At 72.4% G+C, this 11,097-nt stretch carries 11 protein-coding genes; 2 read left to right on the top strand and 9 right to left on the bottom strand.

All coding sequences use genetic code 11. The features are described from left to right. Positions 1-138: 138 nt before the first annotated feature. From AC0AIB_RS07610 to AC0AIB_RS07595, 4 genes are all read right to left on the bottom strand, one after another. Entirely contained in the window at positions 139-795 is a 657-nt protein-coding gene (locus AC0AIB_RS07610; protein WP_328345048.1) for a DedA family protein, read from the bottom strand. A gap of 100 nt (positions 796-895) precedes the next feature. Beyond that, positions 896-1,153, bottom strand: a complete 258-nt coding sequence (locus tag AC0AIB_RS07605; protein ID WP_465096286.1) for a Txe/YoeB family addiction module toxin — start codon at positions 1,151-1,153, stop codon at positions 896-898. Positions 1,154-1,252: 99 nt separating this feature from the next. Continuing rightward, positions 1,253-1,753, bottom strand: coding sequence for a YcxB family protein (locus AC0AIB_RS07600; RefSeq protein ID WP_465096285.1), 501 nt, complete (start codon positions 1,751-1,753; stop codon positions 1,253-1,255). A gap of 34 nt (positions 1,754-1,787) precedes the next feature. Then, positions 1,788-2,222 carry a VOC family protein gene (locus tag AC0AIB_RS07595; RefSeq protein ID WP_465096284.1) on the bottom strand — a complete coding sequence of 145 codons (435 nt, stop codon included), beginning with the start codon at positions 2,220-2,222 and terminating at the stop codon, positions 1,788-1,790. 280 nt (positions 2,223-2,502) lie between these two features. On the opposite strand from AC0AIB_RS07595, the gene AC0AIB_RS07590 reads away from it, so the two are divergent. Continuing rightward, positions 2,503-5,355: an aconitate hydratase gene (locus AC0AIB_RS07590; RefSeq protein WP_328345040.1), complete on the top strand. Its 2,853-nt coding sequence runs from the start codon at positions 2,503-2,505 to the stop codon at positions 5,353-5,355. A 76-nt stretch (positions 5,356-5,431) separates the two neighbouring features. On the opposite strand, the gene AC0AIB_RS07585 is transcribed toward AC0AIB_RS07590, so the two are convergent. From AC0AIB_RS07585 to AC0AIB_RS07570, 4 genes are all read right to left on the bottom strand, one after another. Beyond that, the gene (locus AC0AIB_RS07585; RefSeq protein WP_328345038.1) at positions 5,432-6,037 is read right to left on the bottom strand and encodes a GTP-binding protein; all 606 of its coding nucleotides are present in this window, start codon (positions 6,035-6,037) and stop codon (positions 5,432-5,434) included. Further along, positions 6,018-6,404, bottom strand: coding sequence for a DUF742 domain-containing protein (locus AC0AIB_RS07580; RefSeq protein WP_328345036.1), 387 nt, complete (start codon positions 6,402-6,404; stop codon positions 6,018-6,020). The genes AC0AIB_RS07585 and AC0AIB_RS07580 overlap by 20 nt, the downstream gene beginning before the upstream one ends. Before the next feature lie 5 nt (positions 6,405-6,409). Next, positions 6,410-6,832: a roadblock/LC7 domain-containing protein gene (locus tag AC0AIB_RS07575; protein ID WP_328345034.1), complete on the bottom strand. Its 423-nt coding sequence runs from the start codon at positions 6,830-6,832 to the stop codon at positions 6,410-6,412. 78 nt (positions 6,833-6,910) lie between these two features. Beyond that, the gene (locus AC0AIB_RS07570; RefSeq protein ID WP_465096283.1) at positions 6,911-9,418 is read right to left on the bottom strand and encodes a sensor histidine kinase; all 2,508 of its coding nucleotides are present in this window, start codon (positions 9,416-9,418) and stop codon (positions 6,911-6,913) included. A 346-nt stretch (positions 9,419-9,764) separates the two neighbouring features. Here AC0AIB_RS07570 and AC0AIB_RS07565 point away from each other — a divergent pair, with 346 nt between their 5' ends. Then, positions 9,765-10,019, top strand: coding sequence for a DUF2630 family protein (locus tag AC0AIB_RS07565; protein ID WP_465096282.1), 255 nt, complete (start codon positions 9,765-9,767; stop codon positions 10,017-10,019). Between the two features lie 47 nt (positions 10,020-10,066). On the opposite strand, the gene AC0AIB_RS07560 is transcribed toward AC0AIB_RS07565, so the two are convergent. Further along, a complete protein-coding gene (locus AC0AIB_RS07560; protein ID WP_465096291.1) occupies positions 10,067-10,912 on the bottom strand; it encodes a serine protein kinase RIO in 846 nt (281 codons plus the stop codon). Between the last annotated feature and the right edge of the window lie 185 nt (positions 10,913-11,097).

The raw sequence follows: 11,097 nt of genomic DNA, 5'->3' as shown, positions 1-11,097 counted from the left end.
CGACAACCTCGCCGACTGGATCGCCACCCGCGGCTACACCTCCTGACCCCGAACACCGAACCGGGCCGACCCCCACCACGGGGCCGGCCCGGTTCGCCGGTTACAGGGTGTCCGGCAGGATGGACGGATGGCCGCGGTTCAGCGGTCGGTGCCGGCCCCGATCGGCTCGGCCTCGTCGGTGGCAGTCGACGACTCCAGCCGACGGGCCCGGCGGCGCAGCCACCAGGTGCTGCCCAGCCCGCCGAGCACCGCCAGGACCAGGCCGGCCCAGGAGATGTCCTTGAGCCAGTGCTCGGCCGCCCGGCCGAGGGTGTAGAGCAGGTAGGTCGTGCCGAAGGCCCAGACCAGGCCGCCGGCCGCGTTGGCCACCAGGAACCGGCGGTACGGCACGTGCAGCGCGCCGGCCAGCGGCCCGGCGAGGATGCGCAGCAGGGCGACGAACCGGCCGAAGAAGACCGCCCAGACACCGTGCCGGGCGAAGCTCTGCTCGGCGCGGGCGAGTTGTGCCGGGCCCAGGTGTTTCGGGAAGCGTCGGCCCAGCCGGGCCAGCAGTGGACGCCCGCCGCGCCGACCCACCGCGTAGCCGATGGAGTCGCCGACGATCGCGCCGAACGCCGCCGCGGTGGCGACCCAGTGCGGCTCGACCACTCCGGTGGCGGCCAGCAACGCCGAGCTGACCAGCACGATCTCGCCGGGCAGCGGCACGCCCATGCTCTCGATGCCGATCACCCCGCCGACGATCAGGTAGACCACGACCGGAGGAAGCGCGGAGAGCCAGTGCTGCACGTCGATCACTACGCACCCCTTCCGACCCGACCTCGAACCATACCCGCGCCGGGCTGCCGGGGTGGGGCACCCGTGGGGCGGCGGCGGACCGGGCTCCCGCTCCGGTCCCTTACCGGTCGCCGTAGTGGTACCGGCAGGCGACGATCTCGACGTCCTCCTTGCTGATCCGGTAGACCAACCGGTGCTCGCGATCGATCCGGCGGGACCAGAAGTCGGACAGCTCACCCCGAAGGGATTCCGGCTTGCCGATCCCCTCGTAGCCGTCGCGCAGCACGTCGGCGATCAGGTCGTTGACGCGCTTGACCAGTTTCCGGTCCGTGTGGTTGAGGTACTGGCTCCATGCCGTTGCGGTGAAGACCAGCCTCACGCGACGTCCCGTACGGTCTCCGGGTCGATCAGCTCACGCTCGGCCGCGTCACCCCGGTCGAGTTCCGCCATCGATCGGCGCAGCGCAGAAAACTGTGCCTCAGTCCACCGTCTGGAGCAGGCGGCGGGCGGTCATGAAGGCGCGCAACGTCTCGGCATCCTCGGCGGACATCAGCCAGCGGGGGATCACCGTCGCCGGCATCCGGCCGACGTACACGATCCAGAAGTCGCCGGCCTCCCGCACCTGGGTGACCCCGTCCCAGGCGATGCCGCCGGACTCCGAGCCGCTGCGCATCATGATGTTGTCGTCGGTGATGTCGTAGCCGCCCTCGACCGCATAGTCGTCGGAGCGGCGTCGGGCCCGCCACCGCACCCACGGCGCGTACAGCATCGACAGCAGGCCGCCGACGAGCAGCACCCACCACAGCGACGAGAACCGGTCACCCCGGGAGAGCCCCCACGAGACGGCGGCGCCGACCGCCCCGACCGCTGCCAGCGCCGCGCCGATGAGGCCGAACCGGCGCAGCCGTACGCCGCTCAGTGCCGCGGCCACCCGGCCCGGGTAGGCGGGATCGGCCGGAACGTCGAATCGGATGTGCACGGCCGAAACGATAGTGCGGCGCGACGCCGTGCGGTCAGTCGAGGCAGAACTCGTTGCCCTCGACGTCCTGCATCACCAGGCACGACTCGTTGAACCCGTCGGCGGTCAGCAGGCGTACCCGGGTCGCGCCGAGCGCGAGCAGGCGGGAGCACTCGGCCTCCAGGGCGGCCAGCCGCTCCTCGCCCACCAGCCCGGTGCCGACCCGCACGTCGAGGTGCAGCCGGTTCTTGACGGCCTTACCCTCGGGCACCCGCTGGAAGAACAGTCGCGGCCCCACCCCCGAGGGATCGACGCAGGCGAACGCGGAACCCTGCCGCTCGGGCGGCAGCGCACGATCGAACTCGCCCCAGTCGGCGAACCCCTCAGGTGGTGGCGGTACGACGTACCCCAGCACCTCGCACCAGAAGCGGGCGACCCGCTCGGGCTCCGCGCAGTCGAAGGTGACCTGGAACTGCCTGACCGATGCCATCGGAGCACCATAGCGACCAGGCCCGACACCCGGTGCCCGCAGGTCGACCTGCTCGCCGAGGCACGCCATCGGCTGCGCGGGTGAGGGTGGCCCGACGATCCGTTGCCGTCACGGGCGACCGGCGGCACCTCCCGTCCCGAACCCTGGCACCGGGTTGCGTCAATAGCAAGACGGACGTACGGTTTTGTTGAAGACGACGAATCGGCGGTAAGTGTCACCTAACCTCGGCGACGTTCCGCCCGGTGCGACAGACTGCTCAGGACTACTCACGGTCGCTGGTGTGAAGGAGTACGACGTGGCGAGCCTCGACACCTTCGGTGCGAAGACCCAGCTACGCGTCGGAGACGCGAGCTACGAGATTTTCAGGATCGGTCAGGTGCCGGGGCACGACAGACTGCCCTACAGCTTGAAGATCCTGCTGGAGAACCTGCTGCGGACCGAGGACGGCGCGAACATCACCGCCGACCACATCTCGCAGCTCGGCGCGTGGGATCCCACCGCGGACCCGAGCGTGGAGATCCAGTTCACCCCGGCGCGGGTGCTGATGCAGGACTTCACCGGCGTACCGTGCGTGGTCGACCTGGCCACCATGCGCGAGGCGGTCCGTGAGCTGGGTGGCGACGCCACCAAGGTCAACCCGCTGGCCCCGGCCGAGCTGGTCATCGACCACTCCGTCATCGCCGACCTGTTCGGCCGCGAGGACGCCTTCGCCCGCAACGTCGAGCTGGAGTACGAGCGCAACAGGGAGCGCTACCAGTTCCTGCGCTGGGGCCAGAGCGCGTTCAACGAGTTCAAGGTCGTCCCGCCGGGCACCGGCATCGTGCACCAGGTCAACATCGAGTACCTGGCCCGTACGATCATGGAGCGCAACGGGCAGGCGTACCCGGACACCGTGGTCGGCACCGACTCGCACACCACCATGGTCAACGGCCTGGGCGTGCTGGGCTGGGGCGTCGGCGGCATCGAGGCCGAGGCCGCGATGCTCGGCCAGCCGGTCAGCATGCTGATCCCCCGGGTCGTCGGCTTCAAGCTGCACGGCGAGATGCCGGCCGGCACCACCGCCACCGACCTGGTGCTCACCATCACCGAGATGCTCCGCAAGCACGGCGTGGTCGGCAAGTTCGTCGAGTTCTACGGCCCCGGCGTCAGCGCCGTGCCGCTGGCCAACCGGGCCACCATCGGCAACATGTCCCCCGAGTACGGCTCCACCGTCGCGATCTTCCCGATCGACGCCGAGACCGTCCGCTACCTGGAGCTGACCGGCCGCGACGCGGCTCAGGTCGCGCTGGTCGAGGCGTACGCCAGGGAGCAGGGGCTCTGGCACGACCCGGACCACGAGCCGGAGTACTCCGAGCGCCTGGAGCTGGACCTGGGCACCATCGAGCCGTCCCTGGCCGGGCCGAAGCGCCCGCAGGACCGGGTGCCGCTCGGGGTCGCCAAGACGCTGTTCCGCTCGGCGCTGACCGACTACGTCGCCGACGACTCCGCCGGTGAGCGCGGCGTCAAGCCCAGCGTGGCCCGCGAGCAGCTGCCCCGGGCCGCCAACGGCCCGGCCGACGAGGCCAGCGCCGAGTCGTTCCCGGCCAGCGACCCGCCCGCCAACGACTTCAGCGACCCGGCCGACGAGCCGCGCGACCTGGAGACCGCCGCCGTGGGCGCCGGCGGCCGGGCCAGCAACCCGGTCCGGGTCACCGGCACCGACGGCGTGGAGTACGAGCTGGACCACGGCGCGGTGGTGATCGCGGCGATCACCTCCTGCACCAACACCTCCAACCCGCAGGTGATGATCGGGGCCGCCCTGCTGGCCCGCAACGCCGTCGACAAGGGCCTGTCCCGCAAGCCGTGGGTCAAGACCACGCTGGCGCCCGGCTCCAAGGTCGTCATGGACTACTACGAGCGCGCCGGTCTCACGCCCTACCTCGACAAGCTCGGCTTCAACCTGGTCGGCTACGGCTGCACCACCTGCATCGGCAACTCCGGCCCGCTGCCGGAGGAGGTCTCCGCCGCGGTCAACGAGAACGACCTGGCCGTCGTGTCGGTGCTGTCGGGCAACCGGAACTTCGAGGGCCGGATCAACCCGGACGTCAAGATGAACTACCTGGCGTCCCCGCCGCTGGTGGTGGCGTACGCGCTGGCCGGCACGATGGACATCGACCTGGCCAACGAGCCGCTCGGCGAGGACACCGAGGGCAACCCGGTCTACCTGCGTGACATCTGGCCCAACAGCGCCGAGATCCAGGACGTCATCGCCAAGTCGATCGGCGCGACCGGCTTCAGCGCCGCCTACGCCGACGTGTTCGCCGGTGACGAGCGGTGGCAGTCGCTGCCCACCCCGACCGGCGACACCTTCGCCTGGGCCGACGACTCCACCTACGTGCGCAAGCCCCCGTACTTCGAGGGCATGCGGCAGGAGCCGAGCCCGGTCGTCGACATCGCCGACGCCCGGGTGCTGGCCAAGCTGGGCGACTCGGTCACCACCGACCACATCTCCCCGGCCGGCGCGATCAAGGCCGACTCCCCCGCCGGCAGCTACCTCGCCGAGCACGGCGTGCCGCGGCACGAGTTCAACTCGTACGGCTCCCGCCGGGGCAACCACGAGGTGATGATCCGGGGCACCTTCGCCAACATCCGGCTGCGCAACCAGCTCGTCCCCGGGGTGGAGGGCGGCTTCACGGTCAACCACCTGACCGGCGAGCAGACCACCATCTACGACGCCTCCACCGCCTACCAGGCCGCCGGTGTCCCGCTTGTCATCCTGGCCGGCAAGGAGTACGGCTCCGGCTCGTCGCGCGACTGGGCGGCCAAGGGCACCATGCTGCTCGGCGTCCGGGCGGTCATCGCCGAGTCGTACGAGCGGATCCACAGGTCCAACCTGATCGGCATGGGCGTGCTGCCGTTGCAGTTCCCGGTGGACACCACCGCCGAGTCGCTCGGCCTCACCGGCACGGAGACCTTCTCCATCACCGGCGTGACCGCGCTCAACGAGGGCGACACCCCGCGTACGGTGCGGGTCACCACCGACACGGGTGTGGAGTTCGACGCGGTGGTCCGGATCGACACCCCCGGTGAGGCGGACTACTACCGGCACGGCGGCATCCTGCAGTACGTGCTGCGCCGCATGATCGCCAGCTGACCCACGGCGTACGAAACGGGCCTCTTCCGGTGGGAAGAGGCCCGTTTCTTCGATGGTGGCCGCCGGGCGGGTCCGGTCAGTGGGCCGGGCGTCGTCGCGAGTTCCGGGTCTTCATGGCGTGCTCCAACAGGGTGATCAGCACGTCCCGGCCGGACTCCCGCTGCCGGGCGTCGCAGAGCAGCAGCGGCACGTCCGGGTCCAGGTCCAGCGCCGCGCGTACCTCGTCGAGGCCGAAGCGGCGGGCGCCCTCGAAGCAGTTCACCGCCACCACGAACGGGGTGCCCCGCCCCTCGAAGTAGTCGATCGACGGGAAGCAGTCGGCCAGCCGCCGGGTGTCGGCCAGCACCACCGCGCCGAGCGCGCCCACCGACAACTCGTCCCAGAGGAACCAGAAGCGGTCCTGCCCCGGGGTGCCGAAGACGTAGAGCACCAGGTCACCGCTGATGGTGATCCGGCCGAAGTCCATCGCCACCGTGGTGGTGCTCTTGCGTTCCACTCCGGACAGGTCGTCGACGCCGATGCCGGTCTCGGTCAGCACCTCCTCGGTGCGCAGCGGACGGCTTTCGCTCACCGCCCCGACCAGCGTGGTCTTGCCCGCCCCGAAACCGCCCGCCACCAGAACCTTGAGGGCGGTGGGCAGCACCCGCGCCCCCGCCGGACGTTCAGAGTGCCCGTAGTCCATTGATCACCGCCTCGTAGATGCTCTCGTCCTTCACGCCGGCCGGCTCACGGGGCTCCTGCACCCGGACCAGGTCCTGCGCCACCAGGTCGCCGAGGAGCACCCGTACGGTGCCCACCGGCAGGTCCAGTCGGGCGGCGATCTCGGCCACCGACTGGATGCGCTGGGTCAGCGCCACTATCGCCACGTGCTCGGGCCCCCACCCGACCTCCTCGGCGACGTTCGTCCGGGTCGCCGTGACCAGGGAGATCAGATCGAACGAGCCGGTCACCGGGCGGGCCCGGCCCCGGGTGACCGCGTACGGGCGCACCACGGGCCCCGCGTGCTCGTCGACCCACCGCTCCTCCTCGGTGTCGCCCTCACCGGCCATCGCGGTCAGTTCCCGCCGGACGGCCGGTCGACACCCCGGGCCGGCGACGCCAGGTACTTGCCCACCCGGGCGACAAGCATCGCCATCTCGTACGCGATCAGGCCCACGTCGGCGTCGGTGTCCGCCAGCACGGCCAGGCACGCGTTCGGCCCGGCCGCGGTGACGAACAGGAACGACGACTCCATCTCGATGATGGTCTGCTGGACCTGCCCACCGCCGAAGCGTTTGCCGGCGCCCCGGGCCAGGCTCTGGATGCCGGCGGCCATCGCGGCGAGGTGTTCCCCGTCGTCCCGGCCCATCCCCCGGGACGCGGCCATCAGCAGGCCGTCGGTGGAGAGCGCGACGGCGTGCTCGGCCTGCTTCACCCGGCCGACCAGATCGTCCAGCAACCACGTCAGGTCGGCACCGGATGCCGTCGTCTGCCCCACTCGTCGTCCTCTTCCCCGGCGCTCGCGCCGTGCTCGGTTGCCGTCCCCGTCGTCGGCGTCGCGTCCGTCGCGACGCCGTCAGGTCGCCGGGTCGTCTCCGTCCTCCGACCGACCACCGGTGCCGCTGCCCTCCAGCAGCCGGGCCGCGTCGGCCCGGCCGCGCCGGGTGCCCGACTGGTAGGCGCTCATCAGCTGGCGCACCTGCTCGGGTGCACGCCGAACCGCACCACCGGCCCCGGTCTCCCCACCGGTCGGGGAGGCCCGCAGCTCGGGCGCCAGGTTCGCCTGCCGCACCCGCACCGGCAGGCCGGCATCGGTCACCGGCCCCTCCACAGTAGGCGACGGCGGACCGCCACCGGCGTCGGCCGTCGGCTCGTCCCGGGGCGTCGGAACGGGCGGGGTGGACGGTCGGGCGACGGTCACCGGCAGGCCGGTCGGGACGGTCGGCGCGTGCAGCGCGTCATGCGCCGGGGGACGCTTGCGGGACCGGGCCGGTAGACCGGCCGGGGTCAGCGCGCCCGAGGGCGGCACGGCCGCCGGAGCCGAGGGCGGCACGGCGCCGGTCACCGGCGGCGGCACGGCGCCGGTCACCGGCGGCGGCACGGCGCCGGTCACCGGCGGCGGCGCGGCGGGGGTGACCGGCGGCGGCGCGGCGGGGGTGACCGGGCTGTCGGCGACGACCGGCAGCGCGCCGGACGGGCTCGGATCGCCCGGCACGACCAGCTCCGACGGGATCAGCACCACGGCGGTCGTCCCGCCGTAGGCGGACTCCTTGAGCTGCACCTTCACCCCGTGCCGCTCGGTCAGCCGGCTGACCACGTACAGCCCCAGCCGGGCGGCGTCGGCCAGGTTCAGCTCGGACCGGTCCGCGATGCGGCGGTTGGCCGCGACCAGTTCCTCCCCGGTCAGGCCCAGACCACGGTCGGAGATCTCGATGGCGAACCCGGCGGTCACCCGCTGGCCCCGCACCTCGACGGTGGTGTGTGGCGGTGAGAAGGACAGTCCGTTCTCGATCAGCTCGGCGAGCAGGTGGATCACGTCACCGACCGCCCGGCCGGCGAGCGCGACCGGCCCGAGCGGCAGCACGTCCACCCGGGTGTAGTCCTCGACCTCGGCGACCGCGCCGCGCACCACGTCCACCATGGGCACGTTGCGTCGCCAGGCCCGGCCGGGGGTGGCGCCGGAGAGCACGATCAGGTTCTCCGCGTTGCGGCGCATCCGGGTGGCCAGGTGGTCGACCCGGAACAGGTCCTCCAGCTCCTCGGCGTCGTGTTCCCGCCGCTCCATCGCGTCGAGCAGGGTGAGCTGTCGGTGCACAAGCGCCTGGGTGCGCCGGGCCAGGCTGAGGAACACCTCCCGGACGTTGCGGCGCAGCTCGGCCTGCTCCACCGCCGTCCGGACGGCGGTCTCCTGCACCGCGTTGAAGGCCCGGCCCAGCTGACCGATCTCGTCGTCGCCGAAGTCCAGCGGCGGGGCCTCCCGGGCCACGTCGACGTCCTCGCCGTGGCCGAGCCGCTCCACCACGCCGGGCAACCGCTCGTGGGCCAGCCGCAGCGCGGCGTCGCGCAACCGGGCCAGCTGGCGGACCAGGTGCCGGGCGGTGCTGATCGACACCACGATGGAGGCGATCACGGCGATCAGACCGAGGCCGGCGGCGAGCACCAGCCGGACGATGACACCCACCGCGACCGGGGTGGCCCGGTCGATGAGCGCGTCGCCGACGGTCACCCCGAAGTCCACCTGGGCCTGCATCGCCGGCCCGACTGTCGACTGCCACTCCTCGGCGGTCAACGGCAGGGTGGTCCCCGACCGGGACTGCTGGATCACCCGGTCCTCCAGCGCCCGGAACCGGGCCACCGCGTCCGACCCGGCGAGCTGGTCGTACCGGACCCGGTCGGCCGGGGACAGCTCGGCGACCGCCTCCGCCGTCTGGTAACGCTGGGCACCGACCAGCTGGGCGAAGCGGGCGTACTCGTCGCCGGTCATCCGGCCCGCCGCGAGCACGCCGGTGACCAGGGCGTCCTGTTGGGAGATGAGCTCCCGCACCTGGTAGAGGTCGACCAGGGTCTCGCTCTCCGCGGCGATCCGCGCGTCGTCGAGCTGGCCCAGCGAGCCGTACATCCGCAGCACCGCGGCGAGGATCGAGGTGTACGCGGCGGACGCCTCGGCCCGGTTCGTCCCGGCGTCGCGCACCGACTCACGCACGCCGGTCAGGCCACTCAGGCCGGTCAGCACCTCGTCCACCCGGCGGCGGGTGTCGTCCCCGGTGGCCAGTTCGGCCTGCCAGCTGCCCACCGAGGTGCCGAAGTCGTCCGCCACCTGGTCGGTGCGCTGCCACTGGACGGTCAACGCGTCGAGTTGCCGCTGGCCGCGCTCGCCCAGGTAGGCGTTGGCGAGACGACGCTCGTCCTGGAGGGCGGTGAGCAGCGACTCCCCCGGGTCGGCCACCCGACTGTTGAGCGTCTGGACCCAGAGCAGGTTGAAGCCGTCCCGGACGGTCACCCAGGCGGCGAAGGACCAGAGCGCGACGAGCGAGGTGAGCAGGGCGACGATTTTGGTACGCAGACGCGTGCTGCCGGAACCCATCACACCGCCCCCGGGCCGGACCGTGGCCGCCGGACGCCCGACGCGTCACGACACACCTGAACCCGGCGCACGCTAGCAGTCGACACCACCATCGCTCAACCTCTGCTGATCATGGCGACGGGGCCGGTGCCGCAGGTCCGGGGGGTGGTCGTGGCCCCCGTGGACAGTGCCGGCAGGACGGTACGCGGTCCCGCACCCGACGCGACGTCCGAACGGCACGGTGGGTCACGGGTGGGCGAGTTCACCCTGGCTCTCACCGCGACCGCACCCGGCCGCACCCACCGCACCGCCGACGGGCCCGGCCGACCCCGAACGCGGGCGTAGCCGACCCCGCTGTGCCAGGCTCATGGGCATGGACGACAAGACCATCCTGCACCGGATCTCGGAACTGGTCGACGAGGAGCACCGGCTCCGGTCGACGGCCCAGGCTCACGAATCCGGCACCGACGACGAGGCCAAGGAACACCTGCGCGCGCTGGAGGAGTCGCTGGACCAGTGCTGGGACCTGCTGCGTCGCCGCCGGGCGGCCCGCGAGGCCCACGGCGACCCGGAGGCACAGGGCACCCGACCGGTGTCGGAGGTCGAACGCTACCTCCAGTGAACGCCCGACGTCCCGGACGGCCGTCGGCCGTCCGGGACGTCACCGCTTCAGTGCACCCCCGCCTCGCGCAGCAGCATCCCGGTCAGCTCGGCCGGGTCGGTGTCGGCGGCGGGCAGCCCCCGGGCGGTGAACCAGGCGGCCACCACCCGCACGTCGCGGGCCAGGAAGTCCGGCCCCTGCGGGTTGGCCACCACGTCGACCACCTGCGGGAGGTCGATCACGACGAGCCGCCCGGCGTGCACCAGCAGGTTGTACGGCGACAGGTCGCCGTGGGCGTAGCCGGCCCGGGCCAGCACCACCAGGGCGTCGACCAACTGTTCCCACAGGGAGCGCAGCTGCGCCGGGTCGGGGCGTACCTGGGCCAGCCGGGGGGCGGCGGTGCCTGCGTCGGGGTCGCCGACGAACTCCAGCATCAGCTCGGTGCCGAGCAGCTGGACCGGGTACGGCACGGCGATCCGCCCGGACCCGGCACCGATCTCCCAGAGCCGGGACAGCGCGGTGAACTCGGCCGCGGCCCACTGACCGGCGATCAGTTGCCGCCCGAAGGCCGTCCGGCCGGCCATCGCCCGGTTCTCCCGGGACCGGCGTACCCGGCGGCCCTCCAGGTAGCCGGCGTCGCGGTGGAAGAGCCGGTGCTGGGCGTCCCGGTACCGCTTGACGGCCAGCACACAGGACCGGTCGGTGTCGGGCACCGACCGGCGGACGAGGTGGACGTCCGCCTCCTTGCCGGTCTTGAGCACACCGAGTTCGGTGTCCCGGGCGGCCAGCTCGGTGACCAGCCACTGCGGGTGGGGTTCGGGGCCGTGGACGGCCTCGTCCCAGGAAGACCAGTGGTCCTGCGGGTCGGGTTCGTCGTCGGGGCCGGTAGGGGCCGGCTGCCGGCCGTACGTCAGGAAGGGTGTCTCGTCGTCGTCGAAGCGGCTCTTGCCGCGGCCACGGCGCTGCGGCGCCGGGAGGTCGTGTTCGCGCACGGTGCTGGTGATCCCTTGGTCGAGGCTGGTGGAGGCAGGTGGTACGACCCTGCGAATGCGGCCATGACCGACCCCCTCTCCTCGACCGGGCCCCGCCCGGCTGCGCG

The organism is Micromonospora sp. DSM 43699 (genome assembly GCF_055517075.1).
The sequence above is the reverse complement of the archived record's forward strand: the minus strand, read 5'-3'. Positions and strand labels throughout refer to the sequence as shown.

What these genes read in the sequence shown, in the direction of transcription:
- AC0AIB_RS07595 (WP_465096284.1), bottom strand. Translation starts at nt 2,222, where the DNA reads ATGGCATCGGTCAGGCAGTTCCAGGTCACCTTCGACTGCGCGGAGCCC.
- AC0AIB_RS07585 (WP_328345038.1), bottom strand. Translation starts at nt 6,037, where the DNA reads ATGGACTACGGGCACTCTGAACGTCCGGCGGGGGCGCGGGTGCTGCCC.
- AC0AIB_RS07580 (WP_328345036.1), bottom strand. Translation starts at nt 6,404, where the DNA reads ATGGCCGGTGAGGGCGACACCGAGGAGGAGCGGTGGGTCGACGAGCAC.
- AC0AIB_RS07570 (WP_465096283.1), bottom strand. Translation starts at nt 9,418, where the DNA reads ATGGGTTCCGGCAGCACGCGTCTGCGTACCAAAATCGTCGCCCTGCTC.
- AC0AIB_RS07565 (WP_465096282.1), top strand. Translation starts at nt 9,765, where the DNA reads ATGGGCATGGACGACAAGACCATCCTGCACCGGATCTCGGAACTGGTC.